13 protein-coding genes and 1 pseudogene are annotated in these 15,067 nt (G+C 62.3%); 6 read left to right on the top strand and 8 right to left on the bottom strand.

Annotated features, from left to right (window positions below):
* Positions 1–2 precede the first annotated feature (2 nt).
* Positions 3–1,355: a 3-oxoacyl-ACP reductase gene (locus tag AB7M25_RS26920; protein WP_454238208.1), complete on the bottom strand. Its 1,353-nt coding sequence runs from the start codon at positions 1,353–1,355 to the stop codon at positions 3–5.
* Positions 1,356–1,576: 221 nt separating this feature from the next.
* On the opposite strand from AB7M25_RS26920, the gene AB7M25_RS26915 reads away from it, so the two are divergent.
* On the top strand, positions 1,577–2,854 hold the full coding sequence (locus tag AB7M25_RS26915; RefSeq protein ID WP_429389848.1) for an acetyl-CoA C-acetyltransferase: 1,278 nt from the start codon (positions 1,577–1,579) through the stop codon (positions 2,852–2,854).
* 126 nt (positions 2,855–2,980) lie between these two features.
* Here the strand turns inward: AB7M25_RS26915 and AB7M25_RS26910 are convergent, their stop codons facing one another.
* The gene (locus tag AB7M25_RS26910; RefSeq protein ID WP_371317838.1) at positions 2,981–3,709 is read right to left on the bottom strand and encodes a methyl-accepting chemotaxis protein; all 729 of its coding nucleotides are present in this window, start codon (positions 3,707–3,709) and stop codon (positions 2,981–2,983) included.
* 129 nt (positions 3,710–3,838) lie between these two features.
* Positions 3,839–4,927, bottom strand: a pseudogene (locus AB7M25_RS26905) (cache domain-containing protein); the annotation flags it as partial.
* A 446-nt stretch (positions 4,928–5,373) separates the two neighbouring features.
* Here AB7M25_RS26905 and AB7M25_RS26900 point away from each other — a divergent pair.
* On the top strand, positions 5,374–6,267 hold the full coding sequence (locus AB7M25_RS26900; protein WP_116582418.1) for a PA4780 family RIO1-like protein kinase: 894 nt from the start codon (positions 5,374–5,376) through the stop codon (positions 6,265–6,267).
* Between the two features lie 195 nt (positions 6,268–6,462).
* Here AB7M25_RS26900 and cueR read toward each other — a convergent pair whose 3' ends face one another.
* The 3 genes from cueR to AB7M25_RS26885 form a co-directional block, all read right to left on the bottom strand.
* Positions 6,463–6,876, bottom strand: a complete 414-nt coding sequence (gene cueR, locus AB7M25_RS26895; protein ID WP_429518799.1) for a Cu(I)-responsive transcriptional regulator — start codon at positions 6,874–6,876, stop codon at positions 6,463–6,465.
* On the bottom strand, positions 6,873–9,266 hold the full coding sequence (locus AB7M25_RS26890; protein WP_429389846.1) for a heavy metal translocating P-type ATPase: 2,394 nt from the start codon (positions 9,264–9,266) through the stop codon (positions 6,873–6,875). The genes cueR and AB7M25_RS26890 overlap by 4 nt, the downstream gene beginning before the upstream one ends.
* A 202-nt stretch (positions 9,267–9,468) precedes the next feature.
* Positions 9,469–9,852, bottom strand: coding sequence for a hypothetical protein (locus tag AB7M25_RS26885; RefSeq protein WP_007971844.1), 384 nt, complete (start codon positions 9,850–9,852; stop codon positions 9,469–9,471).
* A gap of 148 nt (positions 9,853–10,000) precedes the next feature.
* Here AB7M25_RS26885 and AB7M25_RS26880 point away from each other — a divergent pair, with 148 nt between their 5' ends.
* Both AB7M25_RS26880 and AB7M25_RS26875 read left to right on the top strand, forming a co-directional pair.
* Positions 10,001–10,198 (top strand): cation transporter, encoded by a 198-nt coding sequence (locus tag AB7M25_RS26880; RefSeq protein WP_007996466.1) that lies wholly within the window; start codon positions 10,001–10,003, stop codon positions 10,196–10,198.
* A gap of 90 nt (positions 10,199–10,288) precedes the next feature.
* Entirely contained in the window at positions 10,289–11,485 is a 1,197-nt protein-coding gene (locus AB7M25_RS26875; protein WP_454238207.1) for a multidrug effflux MFS transporter, read from the top strand.
* An 8-nt stretch (positions 11,486–11,493) separates the two neighbouring features.
* Here AB7M25_RS26875 and AB7M25_RS26870 read toward each other — a convergent pair whose 3' ends face one another.
* Positions 11,494–11,667, bottom strand: coding sequence for a hypothetical protein (locus tag AB7M25_RS26870; RefSeq protein WP_007971850.1), 174 nt, complete (start codon positions 11,665–11,667; stop codon positions 11,494–11,496).
* Positions 11,668–11,917: 250 nt separating this feature from the next.
* Complete coding sequence (locus tag AB7M25_RS26865; protein ID WP_454238206.1) at positions 11,918–12,931, bottom strand: zinc-binding alcohol dehydrogenase family protein; 1,014 nt, start codon at positions 12,929–12,931, stop codon at positions 11,918–11,920.
* Between the two features lie 125 nt (positions 12,932–13,056).
* Here AB7M25_RS26865 and AB7M25_RS26860 point away from each other — a divergent pair, with 125 nt between their 5' ends.
* Both AB7M25_RS26860 and AB7M25_RS26855 read left to right on the top strand, forming a co-directional pair.
* Positions 13,057–13,986: a LysR family transcriptional regulator gene (locus AB7M25_RS26860; RefSeq protein ID WP_104451459.1), complete on the top strand. Its 930-nt coding sequence runs from the start codon at positions 13,057–13,059 to the stop codon at positions 13,984–13,986.
* A gap of 317 nt (positions 13,987–14,303) precedes the next feature.
* On the top strand, positions 14,304–15,038 hold the full coding sequence (locus AB7M25_RS26855; RefSeq protein WP_007971857.1) for an ArsR/SmtB family transcription factor: 735 nt from the start codon (positions 14,304–14,306) through the stop codon (positions 15,036–15,038).
* The last annotated feature ends 29 nt before the right edge of the window (positions 15,039–15,067 follow it).

The following is a 15,067-nucleotide window of genomic DNA, read 5'->3' as shown; positions in this document are numbered from 1 at the left end:
CCTCAAGCCCCCAGAACGCTTTGTCCGCATACGCGCAACGCTTGCCCGGTGAACGCGCCGGTGCCCGGTTGCGCGAGCCAGGCCACGGCTTCGGCGACGTCCTGTGGCAGGCCGCCCTGGCCGAGGGAGCTCATGCGCCGTCCGGCTTCGCGCAGGCCGAAGGGTATGTGCGCGGTCATTTGCGTTTCGATGAATCCCGGTGCCACGGCGTTGATGCTGATGCCGCGCTCGGTGAGCAGCGGCGCCCAGGCTTGTGCCAGGCCAATGAGTCCGGCCTTGCTCGCGGCGTAGTTGGTTTGCCCGCGATTGCCGGCGATGCCGCTGATGGAGGCCAGCAGAATCACCCGGGCGTTGTCGTGCAGGGCGCCGCTATCGAGCAGGGCTTTGGTCAGCACTTGCGGTGCATTGAGGTTGACTGCCAGTACGGCGTCCCAGAAGTCCGGGGTCATGTTGGCCAGGGTTTTATCGCGGGTGATGCCGGCGTTGTGCGCCACGATGTCGAGTCCGTCGGGCAACTGTTCGATCAACTGCTCGGCGGCGTCTTCGGCGCAGATGTCGAGGCTGATGCTGCGCCCGCCGAGGCGTGCGGCGAGGGCGTCGAGATCGGTTTTGGCCGCTGGCACGTCGAGCAAGATAACGTCGGCACCGTCACGGGCCAGGGTTTCGGCGATGGCGGCGCCAATGCCGCGCGCCGCGCCGGTAACCAGTGCCTTGCGCCCGGCGAGCGGGCGCGTCCAGTCGCTGACGGGCGTCGAGCACGGATTCAGGCGAATGACCTGCCCGGACACGAAGGCGCTTTTCGGCGAGAGGAAAAACCGCAGCGGACCTTCCAGCTGCGCCTCGGCCCCTTCGCCGACGTAGATCAATTGCAGGGTGCCACCGCTGCGCAACTCCTTGGCCAGGGAACGGCTGAAACCTTCCAGGGCACGCTGCGCACTGGCGGCGAACGGGTCACGCAGGGATTGCGGATCGCGTCCGAGAATCACCAGGTGCGCACAGTGATCGAGAGTCTTCATCAATGGCTGGAAGAACTCGCGCAGTTGCTTGAGCTGATCGGTGTGCAGCAGATCACTGGCGTCGAACACCACGGCCTTGAGTTTCGGACCATGGCCGGGAATCCAGGCCGTGGCCATCGAAGGCTCGGTGCCGTAGCTGTAGATCGCGTCGGTCAGACGGTTGGCGAAGGCGCTGACATGTTCCGCCAATGGTCCGCCGCCGATCAGCAGCGCACCTTCCACGGGCCGCAGCCGGCCTGCCTGCCAGCGCTCCAGTCGAGTCGGTGCCGGCAACCCCAGGGCACCGACCAGGCGATGGCCGATGGACGAATTGGCGAAGTCGATATAGCGGTCAGACATGGAACGCGCTCCGAAAGCTGGGGTTCAAAGTGTGGACCATGAATGGCGATCAGTCGTTCGATCCACGAGATAAGGCCTACGCTTGGTTACAGTGTAGGAGCGAGCTTGCTCGCGATGGCGGTTTATCAGGCATACAAAATTTGACTGACAGACCGCCATCGCGAGCAAGCTCGCTCCTACAGGGGACCTTGCTCACATTTAAAATTTTGCAGAGGCTTTATATGACCCAACTGCGCCGCGTCGCGATCATCGGCGGGAACCGGATTCCTTTCGCCCGCTCCAACGGCCCCTACGCCACGGCCAGTAACCAGGTGATGCTCACCGCTGCCCTCGAAGGCCTGATCGAGCGTTACAACCTGCATGGCCAGCGCATCGGTGAAGTGGTCGCCGGGGCCGTGCTCAAGTTGGCGCGGGACATGAACCTCACACGCGAGTGTGTACTCGGTTCGCGGTTGTCGCCCGCCACCCCGGCCTACGACATCCAGCAGGCGTGCGGCACCGGGCTGGAAGCGGCGTTGTTGGTGGCGAACAAGATTGCCCTGGGCCAGATCGATTGCGGCATCGCCGGTGGCGTGGACACCACCTCGGATGCACCGATCAGCGTCAGCGAAGGGCTGCGCAAAATCCTCCTGCAAGCCAACCGCGCGAAAACCACCGGCGACAAACTGAAAACCTTCCTGCAATTGCGTCCGAAGCATCTGATCCCCGAATTCCCGCGCAACGGCGAGCCGCGCACCGGGTTGTCCATGGGGCAGCATTGCGAGCTGATGGCCCAGACCTGGAACATCCCGCGCGAAGCCCAGGATCAATTGGCGCTTGAGAGCCATCAGAAACTCGCGGCGTCCTATGCCGAAGGCTGGCACAACGACCTGATGACGCCGTTCCTGGGGCTCACCCGCGACAACAACCTGCGCCCGGATTCGACCCTGGAAAAGCTCGCCGCACTCAAGCCGGCCTATGAGAAAAGCGCCAGGGGCACCCTGACGGCGGGCAACTCCACGCCGCTGACCGACGGAGCGTCCCTGGTGCTGCTGGGCAGCGAGGAATGGGCGAAGGCGCGAGGGTTGCCGATTCTTGCCTACTGGCGTGACGGCGAGGCGGCAGCGGTGGATTTCGTCAACGGTGCCGAAGGGTTGTTGATGGCGCCGGTCTACGCCGTGCCGCGCTTGCTCGCGCGCAATGGCCTGACCCTGCAGGACTTCGACTACTACGAAATCCACGAAGCCTTCGCCGCGCAGGTGCTGTGCACATTGAAGGCCTGGGAAGATCCGCAGTACTGCAAAACCCGTCTCGGGCTCGATGCGCCGTTGGGTTCGATTGACCGCAGTCGACTCAACGTCAAGGGCAGTTCACTGGCGGCAGGGCATCCGTTTGCCGCCACCGGTGGGCGTATCGTCGCCAATCTGGCGAAGTTGCTGGATGCGGCGGGCAAGGGGCGGGGGCTGATTTCGATTTGTGCGGCGGGCGGGCAGGGGGTGACCGCCATCATTGAGCGCTAACGCGAACAAATAATGTAGGAGCTGGCTTGCCAGCGATGGCGGCCTATCAGTCAACAAAGATGTTGAAGCTGATGGCCTCATCGCTGGCAAGCCAGCTCCTACAGGGGGTGATGGTGTACCGGCTGGTCAGGTGCGGAACCTGCGCACCAGCCCATCCAGCTCGTTCGACAGCCCGGCCAGGCTCTGGGAGTCCAGGCGTGCCGAGTTGGCCAGTTCCGCCACCAGTTGCGCATCACCATGGATCTGGCTGATGTGCCGGTTGATGTCTTCGGCCACTTGATGCTGTTGTTCCGCCGCCGTGGCGATCTGGGTGTTCATGTCGCGGATCACGTCCACCGACTCGCGAATCTGCCCGAAGCTGTTGCGCGCCTCACCGATGCGTGTCACCGATTGCTGGGACACTTCCAGGCTGGCGTGCATCTGTTGGGTCACCTGGCTGGTGCGTTTGGCCAGGTTGCCCAGCAGCCCGTCGATTTCCGCCGTGGAGTCGGCCGTGCGCTTGGCCAGGGCCCGTACTTCGTCGGCCACCACGGCAAAGCCGCGACCTTGTTCACCGGCCCGTGCCGCTTCGATCGCGGCGTTCAGCGCCAGCAGGTTGGTCTGTTCGGCGATCGAACGGATGGTCCCGAGGATCGACTGAATGTCGTTGCTGTCGCGCTCCAGTTGTTGCATCGACTGGGCCGACTGTTCGATTTCCTGGCTCAGGCGATCCACGCTGTTCACCGCCGCGTCGATCTGTTGCTGACCTTCGCGCGCCTGGCGCTGGCCACTGTCGGCGGATTCCGCCGCCTGGCTGCAAGAGCGCGCAACTTCGTTGGCGGTGGCGACCATTTCGTGGAACGCCGTGGACACCATGTCCACCGCTTCACGCTGGCGTCCGGCGGCTTCGGCCATGTCGCTGGAGACCTGGGTCGAACTCTTGGACGTGGCGAGGATCTTGCCCGCTGCGCCGCCGATGTTCTGGATCAGGTTGCGAATCGCGGTCAGGAACTGGTTGAACCAGTTGGCCAGCTGCGCGGTTTCGTCGTTGCCACGGATTTGCAGGTTCTGGGTCAGGTCGCCTTCGCCTTGGGCGATGCCTTCCAGGCCGCTGGCCACGCTGCGGATCGGACGCACGATGAGGCTGGCAAAACTGGCGCCGACGATGGCGAAGATGACGGCCAGGACGGCGGCGATGATGGCGATCAACCAGGTCAACTGGGTCGCGGAGCTCATCACGTCGTTCTGTTTGATCAGGCCGATGAAGGTCCAGCCCAGTTGTTCCGACGGCCAGACGTTGGCCATGTAGCGCTCGCCGTTCAACTCCACTTCCACCAGGCCCTTGCCGGCCTTGGCCAGTTGCGCGTAGCCCTCGCCCAGGCTGTTCAGCGGTTTGAAGTTGTGTTCCGGTTGTTTCGGATCCACCAGGACCGTGCCGGTGTTTTCCAGCAGCATCAGGTAGCCGGTTTCGCCGAGCTTGATCTGTTTGACGATTTCAGTGAGCTGCTTGAGCGTCACGTCGATGCTGACCACGCCACCGTTGGTGCCCAGCTTGTTGTCGATGGTGCGCACGGTGCTGACGTAGGTCGCGTCGTCCTGGGCCCAGTAGTAGGCCTCGGTGCGGAACGGCTTGCCCGGTTTGGCCTGGGCGGCCTTGTACCAGGGGCGCTGGCGCGGGTCGTAGTTGCTCAGCTTCGGATCGTCCGGCCACGACACGTAGCCGCCCGCCGCCGTGCCGAGGATGGCATAGGCGTAGGACGGGTGGCTGTTGCCCAGGTCCTGGAGCAGGGTGAAGACTTTCTTGTCCATCTCGCCCTGGGGAATGCTCTCGGCGTTGGCAGCCATGTAAGTCTTGAGGCTGTCGTCGGAGTTTCGGATCAGCGGCTGTTTGGCCAGGTAATCGACGTTCTGGCTGATGCCGTCAAAGAACAATTGCATGGCGTTGCTGACCTGACGAATCTCGCGGGCACTGCCGTCGATAAATTCGTCCCTGGCATCACTGCGCAGGTTCAGCACAACGAGGGTGGCGACCAGCACCACGGGCAGGCAGGCTATGATTGCAAACGCCCAGGTCAACTTCTGTTTGATGTTCATCCGCGCTCCAGATTTTCTTGTAGGCCCACGCAGTGCAGATGACTCGCGGTTTATTGGCAGCCGTAATCGTTCTTGGTCAACCCGGGTCCTTGAGTGCGGCATCGCTTTTGTTGTGGCAGCGATTGTCGGACAAATCACTTTGTCACTAAGGACTTCGGCTGTTGTCGGAGGAAATTTAGGGCTGTTGAGAAAAATCCTACGGAAAGCTTGAGAAGTGGTGTCAGCTTCTGTCGCAAATGCCTTCAATGTCCTTGCACAACAAGTGATGCAGGCTCGGCTATGATCCGGAGCGACCCGTGGCGGTCGTCGGTTTTACCCGTTGAAATCGGCACATTGTGTGCTTGTGCAATGTTCATAAGTCGGCAACCCCTCCCCCCCGTGAGTGGATTGCCGTATAACGAATGACTTTCGCGTGTTTGGTAATAAAGGACCCACAATAAAAGCTGATGAAGACTCCAAAACGCATTGAACCCCTGATCGAGGACGGTCTGGTCGACGAGGTGCTGCGCCCACTCATGAGTGGTAAAGAAGCAGCTGTTTATGTGGTGCGCTGCGGTAACCAGTTACGTTGCGCGAAAGTCTACAAGGAGGCGAATAAACGCAGTTTCCGTCAGGCGGCCGAGTATCAGGAAGGCCGCAAGGTGCGCAACAGCCGTCAGGCCCGGGCGATGGCCAAAGGCTCCAAGTTTGGCCGCAAGGAAACCGAAGACGCTTGGCAGAACGCTGAAGTGGCTGCGCTGTTCCGCCTGGCCAATGCCGGCGTGCGGGTGCCCAAGCCGTTCGACTTCCTTGAGGGCGTTCTGCTCATGGAACTGGTGGCCGACGAGTACGGTGATGCCGCGCCGCGTCTGAACGATGTGGTGCTGGAGCCGGACCAGGCACGCGAATATCACGCGTTCCTGATTTCGCAGATCGTGCTGATGTTGTGTACCGGTCTGGTGCACGGCGACCTGTCCGAGTTCAACGTGCTGCTGACGCCGACCGGCCCGGTGATCATCGACCTGCCACAAGCGGTGGACGCGGCGGGCAATAACCACGCGTTCAGCATGCTGGAGCGCGACGTGGGCAACATGGCGTCCTACTTCGGGCGGTTTGCGCCGGAATTGAAGAAAACCAGATACGCCAAGGAAATGTGGGCCTTGTATGAGGCCGGCACCTTGCACCCGGCCAGCGTCCTGACCGGCGAGTTCGCCGAGTCGGAAGATCTGGCCGACGTCGGCGGCATCATGCGCGAAATCGAGGCCGCACGCCTGGATGAAGAGCGCAAGCAAGCGGCACGCGCGGCGGACGATGCACCGCCGGGCAAGACCGAAGAACCGCCTCCACCGTGGATGCAGTGATCGGCTAAAGAAAAACCCGGCTTCGGCCGGGTTTTTTGTGGGGGCAGATCCAACACCTCTGTCGCCTGACCGTCCGCCTTCGCGAGCAAGCCCGCTCCCACAAGGATCGAGTTGCCCACATCTGCTCCATACATCCACAAACCCTGTGGGAGCGGGCTTGCCCGCGAAGGCGTCGCTGCATTCAGCATCAATGGTTCAGGGGCGAGTCGGTTCGGCACAGCATCCCGACTCAAGGTTTTTCAGAATCGGGCAATCCGGCCGATGGTCGCCATGGCAGTGCTCAACCAGATCCTGCAGCGTGTCGCGCAATTGCCCCAGTTCACGGATCTTCCGGTTCAGTTCATCGATATGCTGACGGGCCAAAGCCTTCACATCGGCGCTGGCGCGCTGACGGTCTTGCCAGAGGGTCAGCAACTTGCCGACTTCCTCCAGGGAAAACCCCAGGTCCCGCGAGCGCTTGATGAACGCCAGCGTGTGCAGATCGTCATCGCCATACACCCGATAACCGCTGTCGGTTCGATGGGCCGCCTTGAGCAGGCCGATGGATTCGTAATAACGGATCATCTTTGCGCTCAGGCCGCTGTGGCGGGCCGCTTGGCCGATGTTCATCGGTTGTCCTCCAGGTCCTTGGGTTTCCAGGTTTTCAACAGTAGCGCATTGCTCACCACGCTGACGCTCGACAAGGCCATGGCTGCACCGGCCAGCACTGGATTGAGGAAGCCAAACGCCGCCAGCGGAATGCCGATCAGGTTATAGACGAAGGCCCAGAACAGGTTCTGCCGAATCTTGGCGTAGGTCTTGCGACTGATCTCCAATGCAGCCGGTACCAGTCGCGGATCGCCGCGCATCAGGGTGATGCCGGCCGCATGCATGGCAACGTCGGTGCCGCCACCCATGGCGATGCCGATGTCGGCGGCGGCCAGTGCCGGGGCGTCATTGATGCCGTCGCCGACCATCGCCACCACGCCGGTTTCTTTCAGTGCGGCGACGGTGGCGGCTTTGTCCGCCGGCAACACTTCGGCATGCACGTCCTGGATGCCCAACGCCTCGGCCACCACCTTGGCGCTACCGCGATTGTCGCCGGTCAGCAGGTGGCTGCTGATGTTCCATGCGCTCAGTTGCTGCACCGCTTGCAGCGCGCCGGGCTTGAGGGTGTCACCGAAGGCGAACAGGCCCAGCACCTGCGGTTCGGGGGATTGTTCGATCAGCCAGGACAAGGTCCGGCCTTCTTGTTCCCACGCGATTGCCGAGTCGGCCAACGGTCCGGCGCTCAAGCCGCTGTCCTCCAGCAGGCGACGATTGCCCAGAGCCAGACGACGACCCTCCAGTGTGCCGGCAATGCCGCGGCCGGTCAGGGACAGGCTGTCGCTGATGTCGGCCACCTTCAAGTGGCGTTCGGCGCAGGCATCCAGTACAGCCTTGGCCAGCGGATGCTCACTGCCGCGTTGCAGGGCACCGGCCAGTTGCAGCAGGCTCGCTTCATTGCCGTCGATGGCACTCAGATGAGCAATGCGCGGGGTGCCGGAGGTCAGGGTGCCGGTCTTGTCGAATACCACCGCGCTGACTTCATGGGCACGCTCCAGGGCTTCGGCGTCCTTGATCAGAATCCCGTAGCGTGCCGCCACGCCGGTGCCGGCCATGATCGCCGTCGGCGTGGCCAGGCCCAGTGCGCAAGGGCAGGCGATCACCAGCACCGCCACGGCGTTGATCAGCGCGGTTTCCATCGGCGCGCCATACAGCAGCCACCCGATCAAAGTCGCCAAGGCAATCACCAGCACGGTGGGTACGAATACCTGGCTGACTTTATCCACCAGTTTCTGGATCGGCGCCTTTGCGGCCTGGGCGTCTTCCACCAGGCGGATGATCCGGGCCAGTACGGTTTCCGCACCGAGGGCCTGGGTACGCACCAGCAAGCGGCCTTCACCGTTGATCGCGCCGCCCGTGACTTTGTCGCCGGGCTGTTTGGGCACCGGCAGGCTCTCGCCACTGATCAGGGCTTCGTCGGCGTGGCTCTGGCCTTCTATCACTTCGCCATCGACCGGGAAGCGCTCTCCGGGTTTGACCATCACCAGGTCATTGAGGCGCAGGGCGCTGATGGCGACTTCCTGCTCGCGGCCGTCGAGTACCTGAATCGCCCTTTCCGGGCGCAAGGCTTCGAGGGCGCGGATGGCGCTGGCGGTCTGGCGCTTGGCGCGGCTTTCCAGATACTTGCCCAGCAATACCAGGGCGATCACCACCGCCGAGGCTTCGAAATACAGGTGCGGCATGCGCCCGGCGGCGGTGGCCCATTCATACACACTCAAGCCATAACCGGCGCTGGTGCCCAGGGCCACCAGCAAATCCATGTTGCCGGCCCCGGCGCGTACGGCTTTCCAGGCCGCGACGTAAAACCGTGCACCGAAGATGAATTGCACCGGCGTGGCCAAGGCGAATTGCGCCCAGGCCGGGAGCATCCAGTGCACGCCGAACGGTTGCAGCAGCATCGGCAAGACCAGCGGCAAGGCGAGGACGATGGCCATGATCAAGGCCAGGCGTTCTCGATGCAGACGCTGTTGCTGATTGTCGGTTGGCGGGTGTTCGGCTTCCCATACGCTGGCGGCGTAACCGGCCTTGGTCACGGCCGCGATCAAGGTTTGCGGATCGACTTGGCCGAGCAGTTCAAGGTGGGCGCGTTCGTTGGCCAGGTTGACGCTGACGCTTTTCACGCCCGCCACCTTGCCCAGCGCCCGCTCTACCCGACCGACGCAGGACGCGCAGGTCATGCCGTCGATGCTCAGTTCCAGGCTCTGCTGCGGCACGCTGTAGCCGGCCTTGGCCACGGCATCCATCAGGGCCGGCAGGCTGTCGCTGGGTGCCTGGACCCGAGCCTGCTCAGTGGCGAGGTTGACGCTGACGGCACTGGCGCCAATGACTTTGCTCAAGGCGCGCTCGACACGCCCGGCGCAACTGGCGCAGGTCATGCCGGCAATCGGCAGGTCGAACGTGGTGGATTCGGACATCGGTCGCACTCCCTGTAGTAGATGACCACAGGATCAACCTTGCCATGCTGGCAAGGTCAAGTGCCAATCTTATACCCACCGCTGATCCCCTGTAGGAGCGAGCTTGCTCGCGAAAAACGTCCAGACAACGCGTACATTCAGAAACCCAGCGTTACCGTTGGCGTTCATCGCGAGCAGGCTCGCTCCTACCAGGGACGGTGGGTCAGTAGCCGAGACCGGCGCGCTTGAGGTACATCCCTTCCTGCGTCATCGCGATTCGGTACTTGAGCACATCGCCGGCCTTGAGCTGGATATCCTGCGACCCCGGCGCGAGCATGCCCGGATTGCAACCCGGCATCTGCCCCGGGAGTAACTTGAGGCGCAGCGAGACGACGCCGGGCGGCAGGTTGAACGAGGTGCTCTGCTCCTGAAACAGCCGTGCCGCCAATTGATCCTGGATGTACACACCGATCTCGCAGCTGGTCGCGACTTCCAGGCGCTCGCGGGAAATGATCAGCACGCCATAATCCTGACCGGCAGCATTGACCGAAGGCACGGCGGCGAAAAGGCTGAGAAAGCCAAACAGGCTGAAAACCGACCAGCGCATGGCTGAATCTCCTGAGTTCGAGTCATTGATGGACGCAGCTTGGCCGAGCGTAGCGCCGATTGCCAGCCCGGCAGCTAACGTCAGAACTTGACCTTGCCATGGTGGCAAGCTCGAGACTGGACTCAACCCTCGGAAAAGGAGTCATCCCATGCAAGTGTTCAACGTTGAAGGCATGTCTTGCGGCCACTGCGTCAAGGCCATCACTCAGGCCGTGCAGGCCAAGGACCCGGCAGCCAGTGTGCGGGTCGATCTGGCGGCGAAAGAAGTCGGTGTCGAAAGTGCGCTGACTGCCCAACAAGTGATCGAGGCGATCAGCGAAGAGGGGTATGGCGTCAAACTGGCCTGATTTTGATAGTTAGCGAGCTACCGGAATGTTCAAGGCGTCCATGCGCGGCTAGACTGTCGGGCTGCCGACTCCTGCCTCACTGGATGCCTGATGAACTTCCGTACCATTCTGATTCTCGGCGCCTTGAGCGCTTTCGGTCCGCTGGCGATCGATTTCTACCTGCCGGCCTTCCCGGCCATGGCGCTGGCTTTCGGCACGGACGAAAATCACGTCCAGATGACGTTGGCGGCCTACTTCCTCGGCTTGTCCATTGGTCAGTTGGCCTATGGCCCGGTGGCCGATCGTTTCGGGCGACGCATTCCGTTGCTCACTGGTGTCGGCCTGTTCACCGCTGCCTCGGTGGCGTGCGCCTATGCGCCGAATCTGGAATGGCTGATCGGTGCGCGTTTCGTCCAGGCGTTGGGTGGTTGCGCCGGCATGGTGATCTCTCGGGCGGTGGTCAGCGACAAATGTGATGCGGTGGGCTCGGCAAAAGTCTTTTCCCAGTTGATGCTGGTGATGGGGCTCGCGCCTATCCTCGCGCCATTGCTGGGTGGGTTGCTGGTCAACACCACAGGCTGGCAATCGATCTTCCTGGCCTTGACCGGGTTCAGTGCGTTGGCGGGGCTGGCGGTGGCGACGGGATTGCCGGAAAGCTTGCCGGCCCACATACCGCGCCAACCTCTGTCGGGCGCGCTGCGCCAGTACGGCCGGCTGCTGGCCGACCCGATATTTCTTGGCCACGCCTTGACCGGGGGCATTGCCATCGCCGGGATGTTTGCCTACATCGCCGGTTCACCCTTCATCATCATCAAGCTCTACGGCGTTCCGGCCGAGCATTTCGGCTGGTTGTTCGGCACCAATGCGGCGGGCTTCATTCTGGTGGCGCAGGTCAACGCGCGGCTGCTGGTCAAACGTGGCCCGACGTTCTTGCTGGCGCGCGCGGTGTGGGTTTATCTCGCGGCCGGTCTTACCCTGCTCGCTGTCAGCGCGCTGCACACGGCCCACCTGTGGCCGCTGCTGATTCCATTGTTCATCTGTATTTCCAGCCTCGGTTGCATCAGCCCCAACGCCGCCGCCTGCGCGATGAGCGGTCAGGGCGCACGGGCCGGCAGCGCGTCGGCGCTGCTCGGTTGCCTGCAGTTCAGTGTGGCGGCCGGCGCCTCCGCGCTGGTGGGCATTTTGCACGATGGCAGCGCCGTGCCGATGGCCATGGTCATCAGCCTGTGCGGAGTTCTGGTGGTGAGCGCTGCGGTGCTCACCCGGCGCTTGCAAAATGCCCGGGCGCTGGCGCAAGCCCAGGTTTGAGGCCGGAATCAGCCGGCAGCACGCTGCGGGTGAAGGATGGGGATCTGGTGAGGGGCCTGGATGCGGGCTTCGAGGGTACGCGTGAAAGCGCGAGCTTCTGCTTCGCTGCGGAACGTCACCGCATGCTGGTCTAAGCGGACTTGCCACTGGGATTTTGCCAATTCTTTTATCAGGATCTTCACAGCTGAACTCCTCATGTAAAAGATGTCTCGTAAAAGACGTTACGCAAAAGACTGCCTCGCAGGAGATTCGATTGTAGTCCTGAATACGAGCATCATTGTGACAAGGATCAACTGTCGGACTGACGGTTTGTAACTAAAAAAAACACGACTTTTCGAGGGCCTCCAAAGGGGTTGTCTGCGACCGGGACGTTCCGGTCGCAGGCGAAAAAACGCAGAAACGATGAAATCGGAAAGGGCTTTTTTCAGCGCTTCAAAACCCTTCCAGCACAATCTTGCCCTTGGCCTTACCGCTTTCCAGCAGGGCATGGGCACGGCGCAAATTGGCGGCATGGATCGTGCCGAAGTGTTCGCCCACCGTGGTTTTCAGTGTCCCGGCATCGATCAGCCAGGCGACGCGATTGAGCAGGTTGTGCTGCTCGATCATGTCCGCGGTTTCAAACAGCGAACGGGTGTACATGAACTCCCAGTGCAGTGACAGGCTCTTGCGCTTGAGCTTGGTCACGTCCAGCGACTTGGGGTCATCGATCAGCGCCAGTTTGCCTTGGGGCGCCAACGCCTCGACCAGTTGGTCCAGGTGCTGGTCGGTCTGGGTCAGGCTGGCGACGTGGGTGACCTGATCCACACCGGCCCGCTTGAGTGCTTCGCTCAGTGGCTGGCCATGGTCGATCACCAGATCGGCACCCAGCCCTTTCACCCAGCTTTGGGTCTGCGCACGCGAAGCAGTGCCAATGACTTTCAGGGCCGTCAGCTGGTGAGCCAGCTGCGTAAGAATCGAGCCCACGCCACCTGCCGCGCCGACGATCAACAGGCTCTGGCCTTCGTCGGTTTTGCCTTCGCGCACTTGCAGGCGTTCGAACAACAGTTCCCACGCGGTGATCGCGGTGAGCGGCAGGGCGGCGGCCTCGGCGAAACCAAGGGTCTTCGGCATGTGGCCGACGATGCGTTCATCCACCACATGCAACTCGCTGTTGCCGCCCGCACGGGCGATGGAGCCGGCGTAAAACACCTTGTCGCCGACCGAGAACAGCGTCACATCACTGCCCACGGCCTTGACCACGCCAGCCACGTCCCAGCCCAGCACCTTGGCCGCACCGCCTTCGGGCTGGACGTTCTGGCGCACCTTGGTGTCCACCGGGTTGACCGAGATGGCTTTGACTTCCACCAGCAAGTCGCGAGGGCCGGCAACCGGCTCCGGCAGTTCGATGTCCTGCAGGGCTTTGTCATCACTGATCGGTAACGAGGCGTAGTAGGCAATGGCTTTCATGGGCGACTCCTGAATACTAATAAAGAAGCGATTCGATGGGGGAGATGATTGGCTATTTCTCCTGGAGATAAAACCGGCTAAAAGAGCAGTCTCTTTCAATATTTTTTTGATAATCGGTGCTCTTGATGCTGCGTTTCGATGACTTGCAGTTGTTTGTCCGGGCGGCGGACCTGGGCAGTCTGTCCGCCGCCGCACGGGGCATGGACATGTCGGCGGCGGTGGCCAGTGCAGCGCTCAAGCGCATCGAACGGCAACTCGGCGCCCGTCTATTGGCCCGTTCGACCCGCAGCTTGCGCCTGACCGCCGAAGGCGAGGGCTTTCTCGAATACGCCCGCGCGGCCCTGAGCAATCTCGACGAGGGCCGGCGATTACTGGCCAGCGGTCAGGACCAGGTCAGCGGGGTTCTGCAACTGTCGGCGCCGTCGGACTTTGGCCGCCATCTGCTGTTGCCCTGGCTTGACCAGTTTCAGCGCGAGCATCCGAAACTGACCGTGCGCCTGCTGCTGGGGGATCGCATCGCCGACCTGTTCCGCCAGCCGGTAGACATTGCCCTGCGCTACGGTGAGCCGGAGGACTCCAGCCTGGTGGCGCTGCCCATCGCCCCGCAGAACCGCCGGGTGTTGTGCGCCGCTCCCGACTATCTGGCTCGCCACGGCGAACCGCGGCATCTGGAGCAACTGGCACAGCACAACTGCCTGTTGTACATGCTCGGCAGCAGGGTCCACGATCACTGGAGTTTTCACGACGGCAAACGCGAAGTCAGCCTGACCGTCAGTGGCGATCGCTTCAGTGACGATGCCGATGTCGTTCGCCTTTGGGCCGTGGCAGGTGCCGGGATCGCCTACAAATCCTGGCTCGATGTCGCCGCCGATGTACTGGCCGGCCGCTTGAAGGTGCTGATGCCGGAACTGCTCTGCGAGCGCGCACCGTTGAATCTGTTGTGCGCCCATCGCGCACAACTGAGTAAGCCGGTGAACCTGTTGCGCGAAATGCTTGTCAGCCGATGCGCCCTGTTGAGCAGTCAATTTCCGGGCTTTTCGGATATCGATCATTAGTCGCACAAAAAAAGAGAAATTTCCCTCAGGAACGATCACCACCTATGCCGGGCGGAGGACAGGATCCGCCGACCAACCCGCATATACTAGCGCCCTCATCATGTCAGTAGCGTCGATCCCCCCCATGGCGGGTCCACGTTCGAGTCGGCCCGGCAGCACGGTCATCCTTCTGGCCTTAGCGGTATCGGCCAGGCAGCGCTAATGGGTGAGCAAGGCGTTGCCGGACTCTTGGCAGTTTCCGCGGATTGGCCGACTACACATTACTGGTCAAGATGTTTCTGGTCAGAAGACGAAACGATTCAACAGGGAGTGAATACATGGAACATGCACCTTGCATCAGCCAGATCGCCACATTGCTGGCTGACCCAAAGCGCAGCGCAATGATGTGGGCCTTGATGGATGGTTCGGCGCGGGCAACCGAAGAGTTGGCATTGCTGGCCGGCCTGTCACCGTCTTCGGCCAGTGCACACCTGGGACGTTTGTCCGCTGGAGGTCTGTTAAGGGTTGAAAACCGTGGCCGCAAACGCTTCTTCCGCCTGGCTGCCCCCGAGGTCGGGGCGGCAATCGAAGCGCTGGCCAGCGCGACCTTCGCCAGCGCGCCCCAGGATATTCCGGAGGTGTTCAAGCGCAATGCGCCACTCGTCAAACCCCGGGCAGTGCGCTCGTCATTGCTGAGTGCCCGGCTGTGCGACGATCACTTGGGGGGTACCCTGTCCGCTGACCTGTATCAGCGACTGCTGGAAGCAGGCTGGATCGAGCATTCGGATCAGCGGGTCACGGTCACGCTCAAGGGCGCGACGGAGTTGGCGGCGCGGGGAGTGTTCATCCAGGCGCTGGCCCATCACAACGGCAGGGTTGCCTGTGCGTGCCCTGACTGGAGCGAAAGACGCCCGCACATGGGCGGCTCGCTGGGTGCCGCCTTGTTGCAGCTGTTCATGCAGTCGGGGTGGCTGAGCCTGCCCAACGATTCCCGGGCCTTGCAGGTGACGGCGTCAGGGCAACGGGAAATTCATCGCTTTGCCCTGGAGACCGAGCTGGAAATGGCGTTGTAGGCGCCGGTTTGCCGGCGATGGCGGCCTCC

It is taken from the genome of Pseudomonas sp. AP3_22 TE3818 (assembly GCF_053628995.1).
The sequence above is the reverse complement of the archived record's forward strand: the minus strand, read 5'-3'. Positions and strand labels throughout refer to the sequence as shown.

Coding starts and splice junctions, on each gene's coding strand:
- AB7M25_RS26910 (WP_371317838.1), bottom strand. CDS start 3,709: ATGGTGTCCACGGCGTTCCACGAAATGGTCGCCACCGCCAACGAAGTT.
- AB7M25_RS26855 (WP_007971857.1), top strand. CDS start 14,304: ATGGAACATGCACCTTGCATCAGCCAGATCGCCACATTGCTGGCTGAC.
- cueR (WP_429518799.1), bottom strand. CDS start 6,876: ATGAACATCGGCCAAGCGGCCCGCCACAGCGGCCTGAGCGCAAAGATG.
- AB7M25_RS26890 (WP_429389846.1), bottom strand. CDS start 9,266: ATGTCCGAATCCACCACGTTCGACCTGCCGATTGCCGGCATGACCTGC.
- AB7M25_RS26885 (WP_007971844.1), bottom strand. CDS start 9,852: ATGCGCTGGTCGGTTTTCAGCCTGTTTGGCTTTCTCAGCCTTTTCGCC.
- AB7M25_RS26875 (WP_454238207.1), top strand. CDS start 10,289: ATGAACTTCCGTACCATTCTGATTCTCGGCGCCTTGAGCGCTTTCGGT.
- AB7M25_RS26865 (WP_454238206.1), bottom strand. CDS start 12,931: ATGAAAGCCATTGCCTACTACGCCTCGTTACCGATCAGTGATGACAAA.
- AB7M25_RS26860 (WP_104451459.1), top strand. CDS start 13,057: ATGCTGCGTTTCGATGACTTGCAGTTGTTTGTCCGGGCGGCGGACCTG.
- AB7M25_RS26915 (WP_429389848.1), top strand. CDS start 1,577: ATGACCCAACTGCGCCGCGTCGCGATCATCGGCGGGAACCGGATTCCT.
- AB7M25_RS26880 (WP_007996466.1), top strand. CDS start 10,001: ATGCAAGTGTTCAACGTTGAAGGCATGTCTTGCGGCCACTGCGTCAAG.
- AB7M25_RS26920 (WP_454238208.1), bottom strand. CDS start 1,355: ATGTCTGACCGCTATATCGACTTCGCCAATTCGTCCATCGGCCATCGC.
- AB7M25_RS26900 (WP_116582418.1), top strand. CDS start 5,374: ATGAAGACTCCAAAACGCATTGAACCCCTGATCGAGGACGGTCTGGTC.